The organism is Sphingobacterium sp. UBA2480, from assembly GCF_002341965.1.
GTDB classification, from domain to species: domain Bacteria; phylum Bacteroidota; class Bacteroidia; order Sphingobacteriales; family Sphingobacteriaceae; genus Sphingobacterium; species Sphingobacterium multivorum.
This window is the reverse complement of record NZ_DDPA01000003.1, coordinates 248830-275226: the sequence shown is the minus strand read 5'-3', so window position 1 is coordinate 275226 and position 26397 is coordinate 248830. Positions and strand designations below refer to the sequence as shown.

General features: G+C 37.9%; 27 protein-coding genes. 13 read left to right on the top strand and 14 right to left on the bottom strand.

The features are described from left to right. The first annotated feature begins 3 nt into the window (after window positions 1–3). From B3600_RS07030 to B3600_RS07010, 5 genes are all read left to right on the top strand, one after another. The gene (locus B3600_RS07030; RefSeq protein ID WP_286752509.1) at window positions 4–1125 is read left to right on the top strand and encodes an NAD(P)-binding domain-containing protein; all 1122 of its coding nucleotides are present in this window, start codon (window positions 4–6) and stop codon (window positions 1123–1125) included. 159 nt (window positions 1126–1284) lie between these two features. Continuing rightward, entirely contained in the window at window positions 1285–2196 is a 912-nt protein-coding gene (locus B3600_RS07025) for a hypothetical protein (protein ID WP_286752508.1), read from the top strand. A 146-nt stretch (window positions 2197–2342) separates the two neighbouring features. After that, the gene (locus B3600_RS07020; protein WP_070565203.1) at window positions 2343–3116 is read left to right on the top strand and encodes a helix-turn-helix domain-containing protein; all 774 of its coding nucleotides are present in this window, start codon (window positions 2343–2345) and stop codon (window positions 3114–3116) included. 199 nt (window positions 3117–3315) lie between these two features. After that, on the top strand, window positions 3316–3813 hold the full coding sequence (locus tag B3600_RS07015) for a DUF1772 domain-containing protein (RefSeq protein WP_286752507.1): 498 nt from the start codon (window positions 3316–3318) through the stop codon (window positions 3811–3813). Between the two features lie 350 nt (window positions 3814–4163). Continuing rightward, window positions 4164–4667, top strand: a complete 504-nt coding sequence (locus tag B3600_RS07010; protein WP_070565311.1) for a hypothetical protein — start codon at window positions 4164–4166, stop codon at window positions 4665–4667. A 525-nt stretch (window positions 4668–5192) separates the two neighbouring features. On the opposite strand, the gene B3600_RS07005 is transcribed toward B3600_RS07010, so the two are convergent. Next, on the bottom strand, window positions 5193–5999 hold the full coding sequence (locus tag B3600_RS07005) for a hypothetical protein (protein WP_053003475.1): 807 nt from the start codon (window positions 5997–5999) through the stop codon (window positions 5193–5195). Window positions 6000–6337: 338 nt separating this feature from the next. Between B3600_RS07005 and B3600_RS07000 the strand changes: the two genes are divergently transcribed. After that, window positions 6338–6910 carry a hypothetical protein gene (locus B3600_RS07000; RefSeq protein WP_286752506.1) on the top strand — a complete coding sequence of 191 codons (573 nt, stop codon included), beginning with the start codon at window positions 6338–6340 and terminating at the stop codon, window positions 6908–6910. A 150-nt stretch (window positions 6911–7060) separates the two neighbouring features. Here the strand turns inward: B3600_RS07000 and B3600_RS06995 are convergent, their stop codons facing one another. Genes B3600_RS06995 through B3600_RS06985 form a run of 3 tightly spaced genes read right to left on the bottom strand, consistent with a single transcriptional unit; the run spans window position 7061 to window position 8391 of the window. After that, on the bottom strand, window positions 7061–7576 hold the full coding sequence (locus B3600_RS06995; RefSeq protein WP_115049766.1) for a hypothetical protein: 516 nt from the start codon (window positions 7574–7576) through the stop codon (window positions 7061–7063). Next, window positions 7533–7910, bottom strand: a complete 378-nt coding sequence (locus B3600_RS06990) for a hypothetical protein (protein ID WP_046671699.1) — start codon at window positions 7908–7910, stop codon at window positions 7533–7535. Before B3600_RS06990 ends, B3600_RS06995 begins: the two co-directional genes overlap by 44 nt. Continuing rightward, window positions 7897–8391 (bottom strand): N-acetylmuramoyl-L-alanine amidase, encoded by a 495-nt coding sequence (locus B3600_RS06985; protein WP_286752505.1) that lies wholly within the window; start codon window positions 8389–8391, stop codon window positions 7897–7899. The genes B3600_RS06990 and B3600_RS06985 overlap by 14 nt, the downstream gene beginning before the upstream one ends. A 727-nt stretch (window positions 8392–9118) precedes the next feature. Between B3600_RS06985 and B3600_RS06980 the strand changes: the two genes are divergently transcribed. From B3600_RS06980 to nudK, 4 genes are all read left to right on the top strand, one after another. Continuing rightward, window positions 9119–10015, top strand: coding sequence for an SIR2 family protein (locus B3600_RS06980; protein WP_115049762.1), 897 nt, complete (start codon window positions 9119–9121; stop codon window positions 10013–10015). Window positions 10016–10366: 351 nt separating this feature from the next. Next, window positions 10367–11596 (top strand): hypothetical protein, encoded by a 1230-nt coding sequence (locus tag B3600_RS06975; protein WP_286752504.1) that lies wholly within the window; start codon window positions 10367–10369, stop codon window positions 11594–11596. A 31-nt stretch (window positions 11597–11627) separates the two neighbouring features. Continuing rightward, complete coding sequence (locus B3600_RS06970; protein WP_286752503.1) at window positions 11628–12467, top strand: helix-turn-helix domain-containing protein; 840 nt, start codon at window positions 11628–11630, stop codon at window positions 12465–12467. Between the two features lie 105 nt (window positions 12468–12572). Then, window positions 12573–13154 (top strand): GDP-mannose pyrophosphatase NudK, encoded by a 582-nt coding sequence (gene nudK / locus B3600_RS06965; protein WP_286752502.1) that lies wholly within the window; start codon window positions 12573–12575, stop codon window positions 13152–13154. Between the two features lie 23 nt (window positions 13155–13177). Here nudK and B3600_RS06960 read toward each other — a convergent pair whose 3' ends face one another. The 7 genes from B3600_RS06960 to B3600_RS06930 all read right to left on the bottom strand — a co-directional run bounded on the left by B3600_RS06960 (window position 13178) and on the right by B3600_RS06930 (window position 16822). Next, complete coding sequence (locus B3600_RS06960; RefSeq protein ID WP_286752501.1) at window positions 13178–13510, bottom strand: hypothetical protein; 333 nt, start codon at window positions 13508–13510, stop codon at window positions 13178–13180. A gap of 232 nt (window positions 13511–13742) precedes the next feature. After that, on the bottom strand, window positions 13743–14003 hold the full coding sequence (locus B3600_RS06955; protein ID WP_286752500.1) for an Ada metal-binding domain-containing protein: 261 nt from the start codon (window positions 14001–14003) through the stop codon (window positions 13743–13745). 10 nt (window positions 14004–14013) lie between these two features. After that, entirely contained in the window at window positions 14014–14727 is a 714-nt protein-coding gene (locus B3600_RS06950) for a 2OG-Fe(II) oxygenase (RefSeq protein ID WP_286752499.1), read from the bottom strand. Window positions 14728–14898: 171 nt separating this feature from the next. Further along, window positions 14899–15330, bottom strand: a complete 432-nt coding sequence (locus B3600_RS06945; protein WP_286752498.1) for a MarR family winged helix-turn-helix transcriptional regulator — start codon at window positions 15328–15330, stop codon at window positions 14899–14901. 46 nt (window positions 15331–15376) lie between these two features. After that, window positions 15377–16012 carry a nitroreductase family protein gene (locus B3600_RS06940; RefSeq protein ID WP_286752497.1) on the bottom strand — a complete coding sequence of 212 codons (636 nt, stop codon included), beginning with the start codon at window positions 16010–16012 and terminating at the stop codon, window positions 15377–15379. Window positions 16013–16024: 12 nt separating this feature from the next. Beyond that, window positions 16025–16393: a DUF1304 domain-containing protein gene (locus B3600_RS06935; RefSeq protein ID WP_286752496.1), complete on the bottom strand. Its 369-nt coding sequence runs from the start codon at window positions 16391–16393 to the stop codon at window positions 16025–16027. Between the two features lie 3 nt (window positions 16394–16396). Next, entirely contained in the window at window positions 16397–16822 is a 426-nt protein-coding gene (locus tag B3600_RS06930) for an organic hydroperoxide resistance protein (protein ID WP_159729772.1), read from the bottom strand. A gap of 167 nt (window positions 16823–16989) precedes the next feature. Between B3600_RS06930 and B3600_RS06925 the strand changes: the two genes are divergently transcribed. The 3 genes from B3600_RS06925 to B3600_RS06915 all read left to right on the top strand — a co-directional run bounded on the left by B3600_RS06925 (window position 16990) and on the right by B3600_RS06915 (window position 19689). After that, window positions 16990–17904, top strand: a complete 915-nt coding sequence (locus B3600_RS06925) for a helix-turn-helix domain-containing protein (protein ID WP_286752495.1) — start codon at window positions 16990–16992, stop codon at window positions 17902–17904. 93 nt (window positions 17905–17997) lie between these two features. Further along, complete coding sequence (locus tag B3600_RS06920; protein WP_286752494.1) at window positions 17998–18759, top strand: SDR family NAD(P)-dependent oxidoreductase; 762 nt, start codon at window positions 17998–18000, stop codon at window positions 18757–18759. Between the two features lie 192 nt (window positions 18760–18951). Beyond that, window positions 18952–19689 (top strand): metallophosphoesterase family protein, encoded by a 738-nt coding sequence (locus B3600_RS06915; protein ID WP_286752493.1) that lies wholly within the window; start codon window positions 18952–18954, stop codon window positions 19687–19689. Window positions 19690–19828: 139 nt separating this feature from the next. Here the strand turns inward: B3600_RS06915 and B3600_RS06910 are convergent, their stop codons facing one another. The 3 genes from B3600_RS06910 to B3600_RS06900 form a co-directional block, all read right to left on the bottom strand. Continuing rightward, window positions 19829–21985 carry an IPT/TIG domain-containing protein gene (locus tag B3600_RS06910; RefSeq protein WP_286752492.1) on the bottom strand — a complete coding sequence of 719 codons (2157 nt, stop codon included), beginning with the start codon at window positions 21983–21985 and terminating at the stop codon, window positions 19829–19831. Window positions 21986–22046: 61 nt separating this feature from the next. Then, window positions 22047–25298, bottom strand: coding sequence for a TonB-dependent receptor (locus B3600_RS06905; RefSeq protein ID WP_286752491.1), 3252 nt, complete (start codon window positions 25296–25298; stop codon window positions 22047–22049). Window positions 25299–25398: 100 nt separating this feature from the next. Next, complete coding sequence (locus B3600_RS06900; protein ID WP_286752490.1) at window positions 25399–26397, bottom strand: fasciclin domain-containing protein; 999 nt, start codon at window positions 26395–26397, stop codon at window positions 25399–25401.

Genomic DNA, 26397 nt, shown 5'->3' with positions numbered 1-26397 from the left:
CGTATGATAAAGAACATTCGCTACAAAACAAAAATTACAGTCATTGGTGCGGGTCAGGCTGGACTTTCTGCTGCTTATCATTTGAAGAAGCTCGGACTTAAAATCGGGCCGGATTTTATCATCCTGGATGAAGCCTCTACACCAGGAGGAGCCTGGCAATTTCGCTGGGACTCCCTTACCTTAAGTACAGTCAATAAAATACACGATTTGCCCGGCATGTCGTTTGAGGAGACTTTATCAACAAAAGGGGCGGAAGTTCAAGCCAACACCGCTGTTCCCCATTATTTTAAACTTTATGAAGAAAAATTTGGACTTCAAGTATATCGACCAGCTAAAGTAGAAAAAGTCTACATGTACCAAGATCGCTTTCATATCGATACGGCAGAAACTCTTTTCTCAGCACTCGGTATTATCAACGCCACTGGAACATGGGAAAACCCCTATATTCCTACCTATCCAGGTGCAGAATTATTTCGGGGCGAGCAACTCCACACAAAGGATTTTAAAACTGCAGAGTATTTTCGTGGCAAACATGTTATTGTTGTTGGAGCCGGTATTTCTGCCATTCAGCTATTGGACCAAATTTCCCAGGTTACAACGACAACCTGGGTAACACGACGACCGCCTTTATTCAGAGAGGGGCCATTTGATGACATGGCCGGGCATAATGCGGTTGCTATGGTAGAGGAACGTGTACGATTGGGGCTTTCACCTTTGTCTGTCGTTTCCGTTACGGGCCTCCCCTATTCTACAGAAATCCAGGAGATGGAAAAACGGGGTGTCCTTCAACGTTTTCCAATGTTTCAAGAAATAACAGAAAAGGGGATCAAATGGGCCAATGGAACAGAACAACAAGCAGATGTTATACTTTGGAATACAGGCTTTAAAAGTTCATTGAGCCATCTAGACGCAGTGCTACCAAAAGAAAAACAGGGTGGCATTCAAATGGCAGGCAGACTAGCGACTATGGTCGCAAAAGAACCAAGAATTCACCTCGTGGGTTATGGTCCATCAGCATCGACAATCGGTGCAAACCGTGCAGGTAGCGCCGCAGCTAGAGAACTTCTAAAAACGCTTTCAGCTGCCGACCTGAACACAAATAAATTTAGTGGGAGCCAACTATAATGGTAGTTTCAATTTTGAGTACAATAATAAAAAGTCAATTTATTTTGTACGCTATTTAACAACAATACAAATCATAATATTAAAACCATTATTGTCAAAGTTCACTGAACAAAAGTATTTCAGACGATCAATAATATGCACCGGCACAGTTTAATTAATATGAGATATGTCAAACAGCAACTCCGCACAAAAATAATAAACCAGAGCTGGAAATTATTATTGGGGCTATTCGCAATAACATTTTATAGCTGCAATTCTCGAAACGATAATACGCATATAACTGACTCTTTTTTACTCTACCAAAAAATCGATAGCTTAAAAATTCAGGATTATAACCTCATAGAACAGAACTGTTCTTTTATAGCCGAAAAACATTATAGATTTTCCGTCTTTAAGAACGACTCAGCGTGTTTCTTTCAGGTAGAAAAGTTAGAGGATAATCATTGGCACCTCATTATGCGAGATATGGATTATGGGACCAATAATTCAGGATTATCTTTTACCGATCAAAATAAAGACGGTTTTGAGGATATTGTATGGAACAAAAAGTGGCAAGAACATGCTTATTTGTTTAATCCTAAGGTTGAGAACTTTATTGAGATAGGTGAATACCACAATAGCCAACCACTTAAAATCAAAGGGAAAACCATGCTTTATAAGCATAGTTTTCCTATTCAGTATTTCTGGAACGAAGAGAAATCCAGGAACTCAATTTGCGGAGAAATCATCGAAACACATTCAGAACTCTTTGCGATTGATGAAAATTATCAGAAAATCAGCATTGCAACATTGGATAATTTCGACAGTTATGATTATCCCTCGGTTGACAGTTGCGTACAGGCTATTAAATGTTATACCCCTCCCTACAGGGGACGTTACAGCAAAATAAGCATTTGGAATGTTGGAACAGCAGTGGATTCAGTCGTTTTAAAAAGTGACCTGAGTCATTACAACCCTTCATTGGATTCAAATTGGATTGCCAATTATTGGCAAAATAATTATGTTAAATTACTGGAACATGCACAATTATTTCAGGTGAGAAGAAAAAAACCGCTCTACTATTTCAAATAAGTTGAATCAACGACATATACTTTAAACACTACGGGTCACAGTAAATCCACTAATCGAAATCCAACGATTATCCATATATTCTTATTTCATATTTCTGTATATTTAAAATTATAAAAAGTCGTAAAGCAAAGCCAAACAATTTATAAATGAAGCCTCAGATTATCTGTCCAGATACATCCATTGCATTATTCGTAAAGGCGATCCTAGTGTTTGAAAGTCAGACGAATGATTGCGTAAACTTACCTTTTTATGCTGATGGTTACCCTGGTTTATTGTTTCAACGATGCTATGGTGATTTTACAATCAAGCCTCATGATAAAAAAATGTCAAAGATTTTCCTCTATGGTCAGACAATAAAACCGATTTCAATCGATGTAAAAGGCCCTTTTCAGATTATCGTTTTTCAATTTTACCCATTTGTATTACGGACATTTTGGGGCATCTCGCCCGAAAGCATAAACGACGACTGTTATGATCTAAATACTCCTTCAAATACAACCTTCCACCAACTTACCGGCACATTATCCTCATTTTCAACAACTGAAAACAGCATCCAACTATTGACACAATCGCTTCTCAGCTTTTTCGATAGCAAGAAAAATAAACTTGATTTTTCGATTCAGCGAGCAATTCTTGAAATCATCGAAAGCCAGGGCCAAATCATTATTAAAGAAATTGCAAAAAGAGAAGCATTGAACATCCGAACTTTTGAAAGAAGGTTTCTCAAGGAAACTGGGATATCCGCTAAACAATTCGCTAAAATGGTACAATTTCAGGCCGCTTTTAAACAGCTCAATAGCAAAGACTTCCGAAAGATAACGGAAATTGTTTATGAAAATGGATTTGCCGACCAATCGCATTTTATTCGTGTCTTTAAGACTTTCACAGGCACAACTCCAGCGTCATTTAACAAAAAATAGGTTACTGTCGTTTTTATTCTATATTGACTCCCTGATTATCACAACTTTTGTATTGTCTAAGGTCGAGAGCAACGAAAGTGTGTATTTTTTTTAGCCTCAACTCCTTCGAAAAATTTACGATAAGAAAACAATGCTTTGATAAATCAGAACGCTTAGACAATGAGTTCAGCAAAACATGATACATCAAAAAAATATAGACATGAAATTACAAGACATCATTTTAGCGCTGGCAACAATATTTTCGGCTATTATATCAGGCTTATTTTTTTCGTATACCTTTTCGGTCAATTTGGGGCTAGATAAACTCAGCGATAAAGCCTATTTGACCGCCATGCAAAATATTAATAAAGAAATACTAAATTCAGCTTTTTACTGCTGTTTTCTAGGCGCTCCAATTTTATTATTGATGGCTACAATATTATCTTTGGATCTATCGTCACCAAAATTTTATCTAATACTAGTAGCATGCCTAAGCTATATCATTGGTGTAATTGTGGTCACAGGCACACAGAATGTCCCCTTGAACAATCAATTGGCCTCGATCGACCTATCTATATCTCCAGAAAAATCTTTAAGACTTGCACGTGATGCCTTTGAAAAACCCTGGGTATTTTGGAATAACATCCGAACTTGCTGCTCTTTACTTACACTCACTTGTTTAATTATTAACTTGGTATTTTTTAAAGCAAGAAATTGATCATAATATGAGGTAATAGTTTAGGATCAAATACCATATAGCCCGTTTACTGGCATTTCCACCGAAAAAAACTTGCTATTATTTACCGACCTCTTTTAGACGAAAAAAAGTCCAATGTATGCGAATTTAAATCCATTCCCCCCGAATTTAAATCAAGTGCTAAAACCTCTTCCTCAATACCTTACTTTTATAAAAATTAATCGACGGATGTTATTGAATGTGAGTGTAAATCAGCATGAAGGCAGGTATATCGAAGATTCCAAAAAATCTTCGATAGATTACCAAAACATTAATAAGCAGAAGTTATCTATCAATAAAAATAGTCTTTACAATTAATGAAATTTTTCCCCATGAAAACTAAACACTTAATTTCAACATCATTATTAGTATCTTCAGCCATAGGGTTGTTCTCATCTTGCAATGGTAGTTCTGTCGATACGGTAAAAGCGATCGAATCAAACTATGACAACCAAAACAAAACTATTACGTTAACAGGTGAATTTGATGCGCCTTCTTTTACATTCTCATCAGGAAAATCAAAAACTATGGCCATGAATTTCGTAGTTAAATCTCATGCGTTTAGTTCTGAAAAGTTCACTGCATTCAGCGTTATATTACCTGTAGGGACAGAAAAGAACAATGTTTTATTTGAAATTCCTACAGATCAGAAAAATTATACGCTTAAGAACTTTTATGTATTTGACGATAAGGGAGAAAAAATCAACCTAGATTCTCATACAACATTCAAGATGACAGGAACAGTACACTACAATGAGATGGAAAAACCTGTAAATGAACGGGAAAAAGATAATTTTTCCTATAAAATAACCGATGTAAGCTTTGTCAAAGATTAAAACTAACAACAATTGATAGCATAAGAAATAAAAAAGCCAGATTTCGAAACCTGGCTTTAAAAATAAACATATGATGATTAGTAAATGGCAAGTCCATAGGTACAGCTTAGTAGATAGTTCAATTATTCGAAAATTCCTCCACCCCGCGTTGATAACCTACGCACATGTACCTATTATTTCAATTGAACGCTACGAACATGCCTGAATAATGAGCAACCAATATTCTCGTCACGTTATCAGTCTTCTTAACGTTAAATATATACTAGGAGCGCCAAGATAGGACGCAACAACATGTCCGCATACGTTCAATTTATAGCCAAATATAGAAATAAAAACTAATATAATTAGTTTTTATTTCTATATTTTTTAGCAACACCATACAAACTTGGTACGGATAACTTTCAATTAACAGTGCGCGATTGGGTTAATTTATCGCATATATAGCTGAAGCAAAAAGGTCCATCTATTAACTTTGGTATGAAAAGATGAACCGTCAAACCGAAAATAATCCGAGCTAGGCTATTCCTAAAGCGAACGGCTGATATCTACAACATTAAAAATTTGGTCAACATCATCCAAACTTACTGCAAAATCTGGGTACCTTGTTTTATCAGCGTTTAGCGAACGAAGGGTAAGAATTCCGTTATTGACATCATGATGAGCAATTTCTTTAATAATAACTCCTTCATATTTATGTACAACAACCCAATACCGATATTTGTGGGTATGAAATTTTGATTGCCATAACTCTCTTTTAATCAAACGTCCCGTCACAATATCACCGTCCAATACACTTGCGTCTGTTCCATCGGTCATACTATCACCACTAACTTCAAAAGAACGATAGGCACCTTTATGAAACTCAGTGACTGTAATAAAATGTGCCGGTAAATCGTCCATATATTCAGCATCAGAAAAGCCAGAAAGATACCCGGCTTTAGCTTTCTCTGTGACAAGTTTTGTCTGCATCAAATATCGTCCTGGGGAAACTTCAAAAAATATATTATTCTTATTTTCGTCAATAAACTTGACGTCCTCCGAAAAATATCCTATTGACTTACCATTACCAATACTAAGCATGGCTATCGTGTCGGGTTGCACTAAAGGAGCTACCTCCATTCTTTCACCTTTTCCATACAGCAACCAGTCATACTGAACATGAGGAAAAGCCGCTTGAATACGTGTTTTCATCGTAAGTCCAATAGGATACTCTCCTTTTTTAATACGCGAGTACACCTGCTCGCGTACCCCTAGTAAAGACGCGAATTCACGGTTAGTAACGCGCATCTCCAAGCGTAAAACTTCAAAGTTATTATTTGGATAAGTTTCCATAGTCGATCGGGTATTTAACAAATGTTACACAAATATATAACAATCTGACACTAAGTTACACAACTTATTAAACCTAAACAAATAGACAATCAAAATAAAACAATAAAATTCTAACTATCAAAGCATTACAGTTAAACAAATAAGTTTACTATTTCATATAAAAAGTAAAAATTAGGTTTTAATAAACTTGCAAGATTAACAAATTTGTTTAACTTTGTTAAACAATAAAAAAAATATAGACCCCTAGAATAGATAAGCAGGGTAGTAAGCAGATCAGCTATTCGTAGGATTTGCAATTTGCGAGACGAAAATCAGTTCATACTTAAAGATAAAAGAAAATGGAACAGCTCATGTCACAACATCTCAGACAGCCCATTGTATACCCAGTGGATTATTATCAACTACAAAAAACCAGCAATATTTTACGAAAAGAGGAAAGCAGTATAGTAACCGACAAAAATCGTTCACAACGTATGAACACATTATATTATTCATTCATCATGAGTTTCTTAAAAGAAAATCATCCCGAGATACTAAAATCCATCGATAAGATCTATGAATCTGATCTTTCCAAAATCAGCCAAGTAATTGACTGTTATTGTCAATTTGTGGGCATTCCTTCTCAGCAGATTATGGGCGAATATATCAATTACAAGGACATACAGCATCGTTACAAAGCTATCGCCGTTGTTCTACGTATCTTTCAGCCGGAAAAATTAAATAATCTGAAAACAAAAGTAAAAAGTAGCATATACAAGGAACTTGGTCCTTACTTAAAAATAAACAATGACACATTACAGAAATCTATCATCTGTGCTTGCAATCAATTTGACCTCTATCGTGATTTCAAAAAAGAGATTAAACAGATTGCCAATTATTACCTTATTGACCGGCATTTCGATGGGGATTAATATTATTTTATACAATCACAGCAGCTCTGCTCATTCAGCAACTGTATCCAGCTCTACAAAATAGTCCTTGAATTTTATACTCAAGGACTATTTCGTGTTATTTACTGAATTTTACTAAAATATAATGGTAACGATCTTTTTAATGGGTAACTACCAAATTCTGATCAACTTACGTTTATTTATCCACCAAATAATCAAGCCGACCAATATACTGCACCCCATTAAAAAATAAAGAAGACTTGACACTGCTGGTTTTGCAACCTCTTTTGATTGTTCTTTAGTTAGCTCCGTTTTCGTTTCAATTTGCTGACTACTTTTTGCTTTGTGATCTTTCCAATTGGTATTTAACCTTCTTTCAAGCTGCAGCTTTTCAGAATAATGTTCCTTTTTCGCATAGACTTTCCCCTTATGTAGCTGAACAACGCCATCCTGCATAATCTGAATCCCCTCACCTTCAACTTGCATCACATATTCATCTGTTACCAAAGCCTCTTTAGCTAATCCAACAACTTGTATATGTCCTGTCTTCTGTGCTATAGTAGCAGACTCTGTATTTTTTTCTTTGATGCCAAACTCTTGTGATGCATTGGTTTTCTCAACCTTTTTAAACAAACCGCAGCTGCTAACCAGTAGCAGCATTGCGATTATCTGTAGTGTATTTTTCATTTTTAACGCGCTTTAATTCAATCTGTAGCCTATTATAAAGTTTCATAAGATCATCATATTTTACCTGCAAATCCGCTAAAGTCTTAGCACAAGACATACGTTCGTCATTTGCCAAATGTAACCCTTCATTAAGATCTTCAATGATCGTCCGTAAATGCTCAATATCTTTCTCTAACCTATTGGCATAGCCTTCCCATTTTTCAATTACCTTTCCGGCATTCTCAACATTTGTCGCCTCCACCTCGGCTTGCTGCTTAGGCCTTCCAACAAGATACCCCCCTACAGCTGTCGCTACAGGGATAATCAATTTCTCTAAAATCTCAAGTAATTCCATTATAACTTCCTTTTGTTAACGGTTTAAATTTTTCCCAGGGAAATTGTACCCCTGGATCCTCCTTTCTTCCAGGTGCAATATCCGAATGCCCTAAAATCTCTCGAATCGGATAAGTACGGATAATTGCTTTACATACTGCTATTGCCGCATTGATCTGCTTTTCAGTGTAACTCTCCATCCCTTTATTTTGCAATTCGATTCCAATGCTACAGTTATTCAAATCTTTTTGACCGGCCCAAGTACTAAGGCCTGCATGCCAACATTTTGTATTAAAAAGCGCCAATTGCGTTATGATACCATCACGACTAATATGAAGATGAGCGGAAACCTTGCTCCGGGAATCGGTCATCCAATCAATTGCACTTGTAGCATTGGACGCACCGTCGTAATGCATAATAATATAAATGGGTTTAATAATCCCACCTTTGTTTGGTGTTTCTCTATAAGAAACACCGATAAGTTTGTTTTCTTTAATTTCCATATCACGATTTTTTTATGAATTAATCTGTTCTTACACTAAAAAACTTGTATTGAGAGAAGGGAAACACACTTTATTACGAGTTATTTAGCTTCTGTTTTATACAAAGTTAAGCGTGATCCTGCGCAGTGAAGCGCACTATTAGCTGGATGTAAGCGGTAGGTTACAGATACCGAATATTGTGCAAAATTTTCATCGATGTACGTATACACCAAAAGCGAGCTTAACAGGACTTGCTCTTCATAGCACTCTCAAAAGCGAGAATAACACAACAAAATACTACTATAATTTATGGGAATATGTTGCCAAGACCGTGATATCATTGTCAAGCCATATCACAACAGACCATCCTTGAAGAGACATCAAACATTTCCTGTATTCCTTTGTTATTTGTTTGTTATAGCATAGGATGAGTTATACCGTGAAGGCTAGGAAGTTGGTTCGCCTAGCCTTTTTTGACGAATAAAACCAACATATTTGACTGATCCGTCCATCGCAATGACGTAGCCATTTTTTACAGAAGTTTCAATTTACATCACATTGTTTCCATGCGGTATATAATGAGATTAAGAACGCTTTCGTCGCTGTGGTCATGTACAAAATCCTTCGATTTTTTATTAAATTCGTATGGAAGAAATCTAAATTCAATCGATTAAATGTTATATCAAAAGATGCGATCGATTGACATCTTCATTTAACTTTACAGACGTAAATCTTGATTTACAATACAATGAACAAGTTTGCTTTATTAGTCGGGAACGACATTAATAATATTTCACCAGGGATAAGCTGGAGTGATTTGCTACACAACATCAAAGAAAAGTATAAAGTTAGCTCATTGGAAAATGGACAAAAACCGTTCCCTATGTTGTATGAGGAAATATTCCTTAACGCAATTCGAGAAAAGCATATTAATGAAAGAGAACTTAAAAGCTATATATCGGATTGTGTCTCTCAAATCAATCAAAATGAAATCCACCAATTAATTCGGGATCTCTCGATCGAAAATATCATCACAACTAACTATGAATTCAGTTTAGAAGGAGAAACCGCAACAGCAAATGCTGGCCTTATCCGTGAAACAACCTACAGTGTATTTCGTAAACACCAAATCGGCAACACGAACTATTGGCACATCCACGGCGACTGCCTAAATCCCTCTTCCATTAACCTCGGTTATGAACATTACTGTGGTCAATTGCAAAAAATGAGGGATTATGTCGTTAATGGGACAAATTATAATTCGCAAACAGTCTACAAGGCTGCATTAATTAAAAGATTAAGTCGAAAAAAAGATACTAAACTCCAATCATGGATTGATTTATTTTTTACAAAGGATATCCATATCCTAGGCCTATCGCTTGATTTTGTAGAAATAGACCTTTGGTGGTTGCTAACCTACCGCGCCAGAAATAAGTTTTATAGACGAAGTACCTTTATTGAAAATAAACTCTTCTATTATACAACAAAAAAATGGTACGCGCTCTCCAAAGATAAAATGCAATTACTTCAAGCAAACGATGTTGAAATTGTTGTTATTGACGAAACCGATAAAACGAAATACTACAAGAAAGTCCTCGCCAGCATCAAAAAAAAATATAGGTTATCCAGCAAAATATTAAGTTGAACCTCAAAGCAATTTATAGATTTCTAGCTTGTTATCATGTCACTAATAGAAAAAAATTTCGCGTTCCCAAACATAACAAATTTATATTAAGCATTGAAAGTTTGCTGAATCGTCCAAAATCTGAACAGAAAGTTCCTTAGGCACATCATCCATTAGTTTATTTCATCAACACAAGTCAAAAAGACACTTATAAACCAGAAAACCAAATATTTATAACATATAAAAGTATTTTATTAAATCGATTTTGAGAAATAAAAAAAATAAATCATTTTTGCTATCATTTAGCTAAGATTAACAGGAAAAGTCATACCGTAAGGGATTATCATTTATATTTTATTTTTATTGATCTATATGTCATTTAAGAGAATTACCTATTTCTTTTTAGGCTTTTTGTTATTTATTGGTTGTAAAAGAGATATTCATCCAGGAATTGTACCACCGGATCCAGAAGTCATTGAAAAAGATAAATTACCCATACCTACAGGTTTCACAACTGACCTCGGTTCAATAAAAATTAATACAACTGCCAATGCAAACCAACCTGGCGAAGAGTTGCCAGGCTGGATACGCGATATCTCTGGCAATAGTGCGAGTTATTGCCACCCAGATGTTGAATATTTCCCTGCCGGTTTTAAAGGATACAAATATTGGATGGTATTTACGCCATATTTTGGCATAATAGGGTCAGATCGTACCGCCTCACTCTATGAAAATCCGACTGTGGTAGTTTCTAATGATGGAAAAGAATGGATCACTCCGGCAGGATTAATAAATCCTATTCAACGACGTCCGGCACTAGAAGATTCTTTCATCCAAAAAGATGGTAGCCCCAATCAAGGTTATTGGTCCGATGTAGACTGGAATTTCAACGGTGAGGAATTCGAACTATATTATAGAGGTTGCTTTTTCTCAAGCAAAATTTTAAAAAAATGGGGTGCCAAAAGCGCAAACAACAATAAAAAATTAAATGAAGAAGCTGAACGTGTTATTGTAAGGCAGACATCAAAAAATGGGATTGACTGGACACCGCTGGAACTCGTGTATAATAGTAATGAACCAACATCTTTCCAAGATAACCACATCCTTTCTCCAACATTTGTGAGAAATTCGACAAGTTTAACGACCAGTTACGAAGTGGATTTCATGCCTAGCTACAAAGCACCAATTATGACCAATATCCTATCGCGTATTTCTACAAATGGATTAGATTTTACAGCATATCGCGACAGTAAGAAAGTTGAATTTATGAACAAACCTTGGCTAGAATTCAGCAAGGGGTATTCGACTTGGCATCTGCAAGGTTCCTATATTGATGGATATTATTTTTTATGTCTGGCAATTGGAAACGTCGACCGATTTACCTCAGATATGAATTATCTCGCCTATTCAAAGGATGGTATACACTTTCGTGTATTCGAAAAACCTTTAGCTGCGGCCAATGTATACCGCTCTTCTGTATTCCCAAAGACATCTTCCTTAAAAAGCATTGAATTTGGCGCCGTAATTGGTTATAAATCCGGAGCCTTTGGCTATCGTGAATTCACCATCAGCAAACAGGTATTGGAAGATGGTTTAAAATAAAATAGTTATATTTAGGTTCAAAGTCATTTCGATGGAGTTATTTCCAACAATAGATATTCAAGAATTTAGAAAAGACCAGCTTGCGGGTAATCAAGGATATTTATACTCGGAATTACGTGGTGAACATCATATAGCGCGTCCACACCAGCATCATTTTTTTTTATTGGTACTTTTTGACCAAGCAGAAGGTGTTCATACGATTGATTTTAAAGATTACCATATTGATCGTCATCAAATCCATATCCTGTTTCCAAAGCAAGTTCATAGTTGGAAATTAGGGGCCAATACAACTGGTTTCCAATTGATGGTCGATAGGGAACACTTCGAGAAATTTTCGCCCAATTTCCATTTTTCATTTGCTTACTATCAACGTACTCCTGTTATCTCACTCTCTAGCGAAACATTTGCTCTGCTTTATTATGAATTTAATGCAATAAGAAAAGAACTTGAGGATCACAATTGCGTTCCTGCAATTATCTACTCTCGCACAGCTGTCGTCGCATCTATAATAAGCAAAGAGGTACAGAAAATAGTACAAAATGAACAAAATAATGACTCCAATCCACGTCTTTTAAAGTTGCAAGAGTTAATTGACATCCATTTTCAGCATGAGAAGTCGGTATCTTTCTATGCGAAACAACTTAATATATCCACTCCGCACCTTACTAAAATCTGCCGTCAAAAGCTCGAAGTATCTCCGAGCCAGCTCATTCAACAACGAACTATCTTGGAAGCAAAACGATTGTTAAAAGCAACCGACTTATCTATCAAAGAAATTTCGTTCAAACTTGGTTTCGTTGACTCCCCTTACTTCTCTAATTTCTTCAAACAACACACAGGTCTGAATCCAAAACAATTTAGAACGCACTGAGGTTCATCAACACTTCGTATAAATTCATCAAGGCTTCTCTTAGTTTTTCCTGCTTAGTTTGGATTGCAATTCTTATTTTTATCTTTTGACTTTAACGCGCTAAAAATGGCAATAAAAGATATTAAAATTGTAAAAACTGAAATTCTATCAGACAACTGGTACACTTTAAAAAAAGTGACTTATCAATACAGCAAACCCGATGGCACGATACAGCAACAAAGCCGAGAAGCTTATGATCGTGGCAATGGAGCTGTCATTTTACTCTATAATACCAGTACTCAAACAGTCATATTAACAAGACAATTTCGAATACCCACCTACATCAACGGGAATGAATCAGGTATGCTTATCGAAGCTTGTGCAGGTCTTCTTGATCAAGATTCTCCCCACGACTGTATACGCAGGGAAACAGAAGAAGAAACAGGCTATCAGATTAAGGAAGCAAAAAAGATCTTTGAAGCTTATATGTCTCCAGGTTCTGTAACTGAAATTCTACATTTTTTTATAGCAGAATACACCAATAACATGAAAGTTGGCGATGGCGGTGGTTTAGAAGAAGAGGAAGAGCATATTGAAATTTTAGAAATCAATATCGAAGAAGCACTACATATGATTGATACAGGTGAAATCAAAGATGGAAAAACCATTATGCTACTACAATATATTCGTTTAAAAAATATACTGTAGACGCCTATTTTAGATGATTAGGGCTACTGATTAACTTTCTCAAAGATAAACTTTGGGTCTTGGAAATTGACGGTTGAAGGTATATAATGTGGAATTCCCATATACACTTGCTCCGTTCCTGTACCTAAAATATACAGAGACCCTTTTTTTAATAAAACAAAGGGTCTTCTTTTTTTCTGTCCCCAGCCAAATGGCGTATAATAATAGTCCCCAAGCAATGTGTCTTTTTGGATATTCCCGCGAATATCTCCCGAATCAACCTCACCTCCAGGTCTATAAAAGAACAATTTGCCATAAAAACGGCTCTCAAAAAGATTAAGATCCAAACGGGCACTATCCCGTTCATTATGCGCCATATAACTCAATACTTTAGTATCTCGCCTTCGCTCTTCACAGCTTATCAACAGCAGAGCCGAAAAAATAAAATAAACAGCAATCGAAAATAAACGCATTTTTCTTTTGATCTACGATAACTAACCCTGCCTCAAGATAAACACAAAATTCAACAATACACAAGGAAATTGACATAAGATACTTTTTCCAAACTCGATTTACTTAGATTCTCTATCTAAGAGAACTTAATGCGACCTACACTTCACCAAATCTCCTATTTTTTTCCTTCCATTCAACATAGTTCGCTTTTAAGCAGTGCCCACAAGGACGATATTGATGCTTTAGCGCTTCTTGCTCAGTGGCAAAAAAGACCCTGTTCTCCCGCTTCATCCTTTTTCCCGAAATACAACAAAGCAATCCATAAATTTTTAGTTTTTCATTGCCTCCTAAGCGAATTTCTCCGGTTCGAATCTTGGCGTGCAATGAAGCATCTGATATATTTTTATGCCATTCCATTGTGCGGGTTTTATCTCTCGGCGTCGTGAAAAATAATACCCAACGCATGGCGTTCACCTGCCGTAACTTCACTCACCCCGTGTTTCATATTAACCCTAAAATATCCGATTCGTCCTTTCTCAGGCCTAAAATTTGTCGCAAATAGGACGAGATCTCCCTTTTGGGGTTTTAAAACAATAGCCTTTGACTGCGCTCTAGGTATTTGTTGCGTTAGGACAAATTCCCCCCCTGTAAAATCTATTTCTGGCTCGTTCAACATAAACACCGCTTGCATCGGAAAATAGATTTCTCCATATAAGTCCTGATGTAGGGTATTGAAACCTCCTTGACTATATTTCAAAATCAATACTGTTGCCTGTTCTTGTCCTTTCAAGCGACAATCCGTCAAAAGGTCTTCATGTTTCATCGAAAACGACTTATCGACTTTCAGCGCACGAAACCAAGCATTAGCAATGACGGCCAGATGGGGATAAAGTTGGGATCGAATTGTTTGAATCAACTCTGGTAGTGGGTAGTCAAAATATTTGTACTCTCCTATTCCGAATCGATATCTCTCCATAACGACAGTTTTACGGTAGAGCGTCGAATCGCTATACCCTTTTTTTAATAGATCGCATTGTAAATCTGTCAATAGATTTGGAATGACTACATAACCCTGTTTATGCATTTCTTCTGTAATCGCAGGCCAATCTAGATTTTCTATGTTTTGAATGACATTTTCCATACCACGAATCTCCACATTATAGTCCTGTCAAAAAATCCGAAATATGCTAAAATGATGTATAATAAAAGGCACGTGAACATTTATAGCTCAAGACAATCCATATCAAAAAAAAAGGATTAAATACAGGCAGGTGTATTTAATCCTTTTTTTTGATATCATATCGTATAAAAACTAGCTGTTTCCAACATTATTCACGATTTTTTCTGCCAAGGCTTTAAGCTGAACCATATCAGCATAGTCGAGCTTTAAGGCTTCAAAAATCTGCATGGGAACACAATTTGCCTTTTCTTTTAATTGTAATCCTTGCTTTGTAAGTTTGATTTTGACTACCCTCTCGTCAGTTTTACTTCGTGTTCGAGTAAGCAAAGCTTTAGTCTCCAAGCGCTTCAATAGTGGCGTAAGCGTTCCATTATCCAGAAATAACTTAGCTCCTAATTGATTTACTGTTTGCTCATCATTCTCCCATAAAGCCATCATGGTGATATACTGTGGATAGGTCAAGTCAATCTCTTCAAGAATAGTTCGATACTGCTGCATAATTTCCCTATGTAGCACATACACTGAAAAGCAAAGCTGTTTATCTAATTTTAATAAATCATCCATCTTGCAAAGTTATTGAGTTTTCGAGGGATTGAAAGAGAATAATCAACTATTTATACTCAACGACAAACTCTTCCTTGGGTACTCGAACCTTTTTCATTGACGAAATCCAATCTCTCGAAGAGTCCGCCACACCAACATACATCAATGAAACGCTTTTAAGTCCATGTTTTTCTAATTGTAAAACCTCATCCACGACGCGGTTATCGAAGCCCTCGGCAGGCGTGGAATCAACGCGGAGTTCCGCTGCTTGAGCCAAAGCTAAACCTAAAGCAATGTAAGTCTGTCTTGCCGTGTGCGCAAAATTTCTTTCTGCAGCTTCATTCAGATAAATAGATTTTAACTTGTCCGTATAGGAGCCAAAGCGTCCCCTTGGCAAATCCCGTTCATCTGTAGTAAAATCATAAACTTTATCAATACGTTCTTCTGTATAACGATCCCATGCAGCGAAAACAAGCACATGTGAGCATTCACGCATACAGTCTGGATTTAGTGCTCCTTTTGCCAATTCTTCTTTCAATGCCTGATTTTCAACAATCAATATTTTAAATGGCTGTAAGCCCGAGGAAGTCGGTGCAAAGCGCGCTGCTTCAACGATTTTATCTATATTTTCTTGACTAACTTTTTTTGTCGGATCGTATGCTTTCACAGCATGACGCCATTGTAAATCTTCTATTAATGACATATAATTATATTTTTATTTTACGAGTATAACGGATAACAACGCCAACAATGCAGGAACTCCTTGTACAAAAAATATCTTTTTGCTCGCTGTAATTCCACCAAAAATACCGGCAACAAGGACACATCCTAAAAAGAACAGGCGTACATTGTGACTCCAGATGGGGTCATTGATAAAAAAAGACCAGGCTAAACCTGCAACGAGAAAGCCATTGTAGAGCCCTTGATTTGCAGCAAGCCCCTTCGTTGGCTTAAATAATTCTGCCGGGAGAGCCTTTCCAAAACTACGTTTTCCTGCAGTTTCCCAAGCAAACATTTCCATCCATACAATGTATACATGTTCTAAAAGTACGAGTGCTGTAAGCACGTTGGCAATATAATTCATATATTATTCGTTAGTTGATACCGTCAATTTGACATCCATATTACCCCTAGTTGCATTTGAATAAGGGCACACTTGATGTGCTTTTTCAATTAATTGTTGTGCTAACTCTAAGCTTACGCCAGGTATATTTGCATGTAATTCTGCAGCCAATCCAAAACCACCATTATCCAATTGTCCAATACTCACATGTGCAGTTACCGAAGTCTCTCCAGTTTTTACTTTTTCTGACCTAATGACCAAATTCAAGGCACTATCAAAACACGCAGCGTAACCTGCAGCAAAAAGCATCTCTGGATTGGCATAATCATCATTCGCACCTCCTAGTCCTTTTGGCATACGAACAGCTAAATCCAGTACACCATTTTCACTTCTTACCTGACCGTTTCGTCCTCCTTTGGCTGTCGCGCCGATGTTATATAACGTTTTCATATTTCAATTTGTTTTGTTTGTACAAATGTATGGTAAGAAATTATATTGTGCAAAATATAATATTGCAATTTACATTAAGATGAGAATAGCAAAATCTCAAAAACATAACTGCGAGTATCGAATGTAATTTAAAACCAGTACATTTGATTATTGCAAATCGAATTTAAATGAAAACAACTTCCATTGAACAGTTTTATCAGGAGATCAATGCGAGCATTCCAAAAGAGATCGCAAGAGAGATTGGTCATTTTAATGTATTCAACTTTGAGGAACTTGCAGCTACATTAAAAGATAAACCGATCATGCCCTACAATAAGCGTACGTACTATAAAATAAGCTTAATCACAGGGAAAAACACGGCTGAATATGCCGACAAAGTGATCGAAATCGATGAATCAGCACTTGTATTTGCTACCCCAAAAGTTCCTTACCATTGGATACCGAAAGACGAGCATCAGAAGGGTTATTTCTGCGTTTTCACCGATGAATTTCTAACCCGAAATAAAAGTGGTGTTAACATAGATGATCTCCCTATCTTTCAACCGGGCGGCCTTCCGATTTTTCAATTATCAGAAGAACAACGTATTGAAATAGAGGAAATCTTCGTAAAAATAAATAAAGAGCTTTCTTCAGAGTACGTCTTTAAATACGATCTGTTGCGAAATTATGTTCTTGAGATCATTCATTATGGGCAAAAGCTGCAACCCAAAAGTATAACAAATCCCACACATAATGCCTCTAATAGAATAACCTCATTATTTATAGAATTGCTAGAAAGACAATTTCCCATTGAATCTCCAATGCAACGTTTACAACTACGGACAGCTAATGATTTTGCGGAACGACTTGCCATACATGTCAATCACCTGAATAAAATTTTAAAGGAAAATACGGGAAAAACAACCAGCCATGTCATTGCAGCCAGAGTCACACAGGAGGCAAAAATTTTACTGCGACAAACCGATTGGAATGTCTCTGAGATTGCTTATTCACTTGGCTTTGAGGAGATCGCTCATTTTTCCAATTTTTTCAAGAAGCAAACTGGCTTTGCCCCAAACATTTTTCGTTCTCAATCGTTATAATTTGAATTTCGCAAATATCCATTTGTATTTCGCAAGGAAAAGTATAACTTTTCGGAGGATCTTTGTGCTGTTGGATCTTTAAAACAAATTAAAATGGCTACAAGTAAAATAGCATTGGTAACAGGCGGAAGCCGTGGTTTAGGTAGAAACATGGCTGTTAGCCTTGCAAAAAAAGGAATCGATGTCATTCTAACCTACAATAGCAATCAGGAGGAAGCAGATCATGTAGTTGCTACGATACAATCTTTAGGTCAGCATGCAGCTGCATTCCAATTGGATGCAGGTAATGTGCAGTCTTTTGATCTCTTCATCGAACGAGTTACACAGCATATAAAACAAGAAACTGGGCAATCAAACTTCGATTTCCTAATCAATAATGCAGGAACCGCCTTATATGCCCCCTTTATAGAAACCACAGAAGAACAATTTGATACAGCTTATAACATCCATTATAAAGGGGTATTTTTTCTCACGCAGAAAGCTCTTCCCTATTTGAATGATGGTGGACGTATTATCAATATTTCCTCTGGTCTCGCACGTTTTGCATTTCCGGGATCATCTGCCTATGGCTCGATGAAAGGAGCAATAGAGGTACTGACGAGGTATCTTGCCAAAGAACTCGGTCCTCGAGGTATTGCAGCAAACGTTGTTGCTCCTGGCGCGATCGAGACTGATTTTGGTGGCGGGCATGTGCGGGATAACAAAGAAACAAATGCGCATATTGCAGCTGTTACAGCTTTAGGACGTGCTGGTGTACCTGACGATATCGGCGGCGTGGTGGCCTTCCTCTGTACCGAAGACGCAAGATGGATCAACGGACAACGTATTGAGGTATCCGGTGGAATGAATCTTTAGTAACGTACCACCTAAATAAGCACATATCTGAGGCTATTAGCTATGTGCTTATTTTAAAGTATTTCTTCACCAATTTCAACCAACTACTCCCCTTTTAGTACAAAAATTATAATGCTATTATCATTTTCTTCCTTACCTCGTAAATTGTAGGTTGACTGATTACCCGAATGATTATGTTTGTAGCATAAGAATATGATACAACTTGCCATAATAAGTGATATTCATGCCAATTTAATTGCATTGGATGCGGTATTAAAAGATATCAAAAATAGCGGATTAACACAAATCTACTGCTTAGGTGATCTTGTTGATTTCGCCCCCTGGGGGAATGAAGTCATTGACAGAATACAAGAAAAAAACATTCCATGTCTACTGGGAAACCATGACCAAAGAATTGCTTTTGACGAAGCCATTATCCCTTTACCACACCATGATGTAATAGAGACTTCAAATCGAGAAATCGCCATCAACATAAGCAAGAAGGAGATATCGGCCCCTCATAAAAAGTGGTTAGCAACATTACCCTACAACATTGAACTAACCTTCAAGCTTGGAACGAGTTTTAGGAAAATCCTTCTTGTCCATGCCAGTCTCCAAAGCAATGACGAATACATCCATGAATCAACTCCAAAGCATGCTCTATCGACCCTATTAAAGCAAAGAGCAATCGATATTCTGGTGATGGGACATACACACCATTCTTATATTCAACAGGATGGAGACGTCTTTTTTATCAATTGTGGTTCGGTGGGCCGAAGTAAGGAAAAAGACAGAAAAGCAACTTACACAATAATCACCTTATCTGAAAAACAAATTAATGCCGAGATCGTTAAAGTCGACTACCCAATATCAGCTGTCGCAAATGCAATTTACGACAGCAATATCCCCGATTTCTACGGAGACTTCTTACTTGCGAATAATACACTTTAATCATTGTCAATTTGCCACAATAGCTAAAGCTGTCGTTTCATTATTAACATAAAAATCCCCGACACATACTCCGCATTATTTTTAAAGAGAGGAGCTCCTAAAAAACAATACGATTGCATCGGGGATTTATGTACAATTGTTATTTCAAAAACAGTTTCCGAATAGCTTTATTACTAACATCCAGAAGATAGACATTACCATCTTTATCTACTACCACATCTTTTATCAGACCAAAACGTGCTGTCGATAAAGTCCCATCCACATATCCATTCGTTCCCTTTATCAAAGTAATCACTTCTCGTGTCGACATATTGACCTCCCGAATAGCATAATTGTGGTTATCGGCAACAATCAATCTGTTATTTAATCCTGCTGTGATACCGCCTATTCCGTTGAAATATGTGTTCGTTCCAATCCCATCTTGATAGCCCGCATCCGAACCTCCAACCCAACGTTCCCCACGTGCATCACCCGGTCTTACAATTTCGATCCCGTTATTGCTGCTCGTGTTCTGATCCGAATAATACAAAACTCCTTGACTATCCACAAAGGGCTTAGCCATTACCCAACTAGGTCCGGGTACCTTCGTATAACCTCCAGCCAGGTTGACTTTGTTTATTCCCTGCGCAAAACCAGCTACTGCCACATATAAATTCCCTGACAGATCTAAACACATTGCACCCGGAGAAAATCCTTTTGCATATACAGTACGTTTGCCCGCAGGTGTAATTTTAAAAATCTGATTTGCTCGCTGATCGCTGACATAAATATTATTTTGTGGGTCAACAACTATTCCTGTAGGATAGTCGAATACAGCATTGGCACCATCTACCTGCAAAATAGATACACTTCCAGTCGGGGACACCTTTTTAACTTGTTTATTCTCCGGATCTGCGACATATAAATTTCCCTGCGCATCTATCGCCATTCCAGCTAGGTTATTGCCGAATACCGTACTTCCTGGCCCCCCTACGAATGTCATTACACCTGCGCGACGGAACGGTTGCGGTGCTAAAGCATCCTGACCGCCAACGATTACCTTTACCTCGCCTGTTGAAACACCCTGTGGTGCCTCCATAACCAACTTATTCTCACTAGCACTTGTCACAGGGGTCAAAACACCATTAAAATAAACCCTATTTTCGGCAGCATTTGTACTAAATCCAGTTCCCAATAAAGTTACACTTGTTCCCGCCAAACCATTGTCTGGACTTATAGAACGAATACCAAGCGTCTGATCCTTAAACTGTGGTCCTTCCACGGATTGATCGTTGACTACAACCCTTACCTTTCCAGATCCAGTTCCACCAGGAATGATCAACTTAAGCTGATTTTCACTACTTGAAGAAATAGCAACTTGCTTTCCATTTATAAAAACCTGATTTTCATCAAGTTCTTTACTAAATAATAGCCCATTTATTATCATTTCAGCCCCTTTTGGGCCACTCAAAGGAGAGACTGCGCCGATTTCAGGCTTGCCTACAACCGTAAATTTCGGACCCGAAATCTTCTGTTCATTGATATTCACGGATAGAGGTCCGGTACTGACACCAGCTGGAGCCACTACGACAATTTTTTCAGGACTAGACTCCAATACGACCGCGATCTTTCCATTGAAATCAACGATATTCCCCGAATTGACTTTTTCGAAGCCTTCACCCATTAGGGTAACTTTGGTTCCCGCCCCACCTGTTAATGGTTTAATACTGCGGACGACCTGATAAGTAAAATTCTGTCCTTGCGACTTTTTACCATCCACACGAACTTCTACAGCACCATACCCCGCATCTTCCGGAATTTCTGCAACGATTAATTTATCTGTAACACTCACAACCAAAGCTTTTTTGCCATTAACATAGACTTCTGCAGGTTTATCTGTACTACCAAAGCCCTCCCCATCAATCCGTAGTTGGGTGCCGCCTGTACCATTTGTCGGAAAAATTTTTGAGACTGAAAGATCTTGATAGGTATACGTACCAACATCAAAACTATTACTTCCATACTTCAAGACAATTCCGCCACTTTTGTCACCTTTTGGCACACGTAAAACAACCGATGTTGGAGTAGCGCTAATCACCTCTGCCGAACTCCCTGCAACTGTTGCAGAAAATTCTGTAATTGCCCCGCTGAAGCCTTCTCCTTCAATCGTAACTAGTGTACCTGCTTTACCAGAATTAGGGTAATAACTATCCACTTTAGCCGGAATTTTATCGACCAATTCTTCCTTTTTACTGCAACCGATCGTCGCAATAGCCATCCATATAGATATGATGACTAGATTAATTGTATTTTTCATTGGAATAAATTCTTATAACTATATATCCGCTATCCTTTTAGGTTTTTCCCAAATGACCAAACTAGAATGTATATCGAACCCCACCTTGTATTTGTGCTCTTGAGTTAAAATAATCGATGCTATAAGGCTGCCCAGGATCACTAAAGGTAAATACGGGCCAGCTATCAGCATTTTGCCTCGGCGGAAATAATGATGGGGTAAGACCCACACTACTCGTCGAATTAAATGTATTGGGCGAAAAATATTGAATACCCCATTTCTTGGAAATTAGATTAGTCAAGTTCATAACATCCACCGAAAATGTTATAAATTGTTTCTTTGACTTCTGAAGAAAGAGATCATGTGCAATTCGAAGATCTGCCTGTACATTCCATGGTGTACGTCCCATATTACGCGCTGTAAAATCACCCCTACGGGAGCTCAGATAATCATTACCATCAATGAACCGATTAAAAGCATCTGCTTGCTGCTGAGCAGAAAGACCATTTGCAAGATCTTTAAAGTAATGAATTGTTTCCGTCTGTCTTGGAATATAAACCAAACTTACTTGTTGTGGCAAGCCTTGTATGCTGTTATTGACGATACCATAGGTAAATGGACTTCCAGATTGCGCACTGACATACAAGGTAAAATTCGTACGCCCTGCATTACGCCAAGTTTGTTCGTAATTTATACTCGAAACGATACGGTGACGGATATCAAAATTGCTGTAAGCTAACTTTGGATTATTAGGAATAAGTGACTGATTCAGTTGCCAGTTACTTTCCATAGAATTACGTACGCCATTACTTAAATCCTTTGATTCTCCATAGGTATAGCTCAGCGTGGCATTCAATTTTTCTTTGATCGTTTTCCCAATGGTCCCTGTTATACTGTAGCGGTAACCTTGATTGGTATTACGCAGAAGATATACATTCGAGAAACGATTATCCACAGTACCGCTATAAACAGGTTGTTGTTTATTGACGTCATACCCATACCATAATGGGTTATCCTTGTTGTTCAGCTGCTGAAATAGAACATCTTTAATATTCTTTGTATAAATACCTTCAACCGTAAATTTCCAGCTTTCAACTTTGTAATCTATACCCAAACTGGACCGCAGCACCTGCGGCAGTACAAAATTGTTATCGACCAGATCAACCTGCGTTTTTCCGGTACTTGGATCATTAATAACAGCGCCATTCTGCGCTATAAACTCACCTATTCCATTCGGACTTGGCTTTATAGGGTCAGAGCCGGGTGCAAATGGTTTCTGGTCTGCTTTTTGATCGAAAGCACCATAACTGTTACCCGTATTATAGTATGCATAAGCCAACCAGGCAAACGGTATACGTCCTGTAAACAAACCGGCGCCACCCCGGACAGTCAGTTGCTTATTGTCCATTGCCTCCCATCGAAAGCCAATTCTCGGAGACAACTGTATTCTATTTAGAAACTCATTTCTTAACCGATTTGGTGGCATATAGGTGTAGGTTGTGCCAAAAGTGGGGTCAGACCACATGTCATTGACTTTATCACTTCGTGTCGGCATTGTTGGCAATGCTGCCAAATCCGCACGAAGTCCAGGTATGATTTGGAAACGATCATTGATACGGATTTCATCCTGAATGTAGAGACTATACATATCAACAGAGAAGTTAGCCGCGGGATGATCCAGAATGTAAGAACGTGAATTATCCTTATAGTTGTAACTTCCTCTTACGCGATACGGAACATTCGCGACGAAATCCGCAATACTATTGTAATCAACCCGACCATTCCAACTGTTAACAAACCCATACCGAATGCGATAAAGCTCATTATGTGTTCCAAATAACAATTTATGCCTACCTTTTGTCCAATTTAGATTGGCCGTAATCTCCCAGGTACCTTGTCGCATATTAAATATACTAGCTTCACGATCAGTTCCAAGATAAATTGTTGTGCCCGGTGTACGCCCTTGTATCTGTACCTGAGGTAAGGAAGGATCACTTAAAGGGTCGCGTCGATCATTTACCTGTGTATATCCCAACACAATATTGGAAGAAAGATTATTACTAAATCTACTTTTCAATTCTGCAACGGTACTTGTTTGGTTGTTTTCTTGTTCAAAGGCCATACTACTGAACCGAAAATCCTGTTGATCCCGATCCATATGAGTTGCCTTACTAAAGATTGTATTGTTACGGATTGCCAACTGATGTTTGGCATTTATATTCCAGTCTAAACGATTGAAAAACTTGGTTGACCGGGACCAATTTGTATAATTACCTGCGGTTCCAATATTAAAAATATCACCATAGCGTGAACGAGCGGCTTCGGCTATTGCTTCTACATCGCGCTGCTCCAAAATATGAGCTGTTTCGATAGTCCCAACACGCAACTGCGTAGGATCTTGGCGCCTGGTAAACTCCTCATTACTGAAAAAGAATAATTTATCTTTTATTAAAGGAAACCCTATTCGGAAACCTGTTTGATAATCATAAAAATCTTTATTCATTTTCCCCAAAGTTCCCACCCGGTCCTTACCCGTTAACGCGGCATTCCGTCCATAGGCGTAAACCGATCCTTCAACTTGGTTTGTACCACTTCGCGTGACAGCATTGACCGAACCGCCTGTAAAATTTCCGATCTTGACATCGTAGGGAGCCAAATATACTTGCATATCCTGAATGGCGTCTATTGATATGGGGTTTGTTCTTGTACTGCTCCCTGCCATTCCTGAGGTCCCCGTTTGTCCACCAAGAGAGGGGCTAAAACCTATTGCATCATTATTGATGGCACCGTCTATCGTGACATTATTATACCTAAAGTTTGTACCACCGAAACTATTATCGCGACTTCCTTGCGGTGTAAGCCGAGTTACATCAGTAATCGAACGGTTGACTGTAGGCATATTCCTTACTTGCGCGCCACTGAAATGATTTCCCGTCCCTACTGTCCCAGCCCTTGTATCAGCTTTCCGGCCAGTCACAACGACCTCACTAAGTGTTTCATTACGCTGTTGCATAATAAAGTCCGTCTGCAAGGTTTCTCCCAAACGCACAAATATATTTTCTTTACGTTCTGTTTGTAATCCAATGCTACTTACATCAACTGTATATGGACCGCCAATACGAATATTATTTAAAGTAAAACGTCCATCTTTATCGGTCGATTGCACATAACGGGTCCCTGTTGGTGTGTGTATCACAGTAACGGTCGCCTTCTCCACAAGAGTTCCACTGCTACTTTGCACCTTTCCGTTAATTGTACCCGAAGTTTCCTGCGCAAAAGAATTGAGCGCTTGCAAAAGAAACAAAAAGAGTAAAATTAGCTTTAGTATTGACATTATAGGATAGAAAGTCATGGTTGATCTTCCTATGCATATACTGTCATTTTGATATCTATTCATTGCTATGTTTCATTAATTCGTTAGATAAATCTTCTTATTACTGTGTTAGCCGGAGCCCCTGATCAACAATATGTAGTACCCCATCTCCGGTAAGGATATCCTGTTTCTGTAATAAGACATCATTTGTATTCCCCAAACCCCGAAGTGTTATGCCGCTAAAAGAGCCCGGAGAACTGGTATTTGGAACCAACTTAATGTCAACACTGTTACCATCTAGCATGGTTTGCTTAGACATATTTGTATCACCCGTACTCAAGATATAGTCGTACACAAAACGACGGTCATGGAGAATATGATAGCGGACTATCTTTTTCAGGTCGTCCAAATTGGCCAGCTCCACATCCTGCACGGATTGAAATCCCAGCAGAGTCATTGCAGCATTATTCGGTGCAAAAACCGTATAGGCTCCCTGATTTGTTTTTTCGGATAAAATGCCGGTCCTTTTTATAGCACGAGCAAATATGCTGATACTCGCATCTGCGTTGATAGCATCGACAATCTTATCATGTACATAGGGAGTCATAACGCGGTCGAGCACTTGAATCAGTCCATTAGATGCAGGCAAATTTTGTGTCAATATACGTGCTCCATTCAGTGTCAGTACTGTATCGGCGCCTTTGACCCAGTGTGTGGCATAGACCTTACCGCGACGTGTTTTCAATTCTTGATTAAACAGAAAAGGAAGCTTATTGAGCTCATATTTTCCATCCAGTATGTGATAATTAGCGATATTAGAAACTATTGCTGCGCGTTCAGACAGCATGCTCACCACAGTTGGATAACCCGCCTTTCCAAAGGCATTGTCGGATGGAGCAAGCAAAGTATAGGGACCTTCGCCCTTTTGCAGCTCTTTATCCATATTACTGACGCGCAATGCAGCATTAAATACCGATAAATTAAAATTATCGGCAACGACCAAGTTGACCTTATTATTGTCAAAATTCGTCGTGTTTTCTTCCTTTTTACAAGCAAATAATAGATTGATCGTCAGCAAAAATAGGCTACACTTGCTATAACTAAAATTATGTCGTCTCAT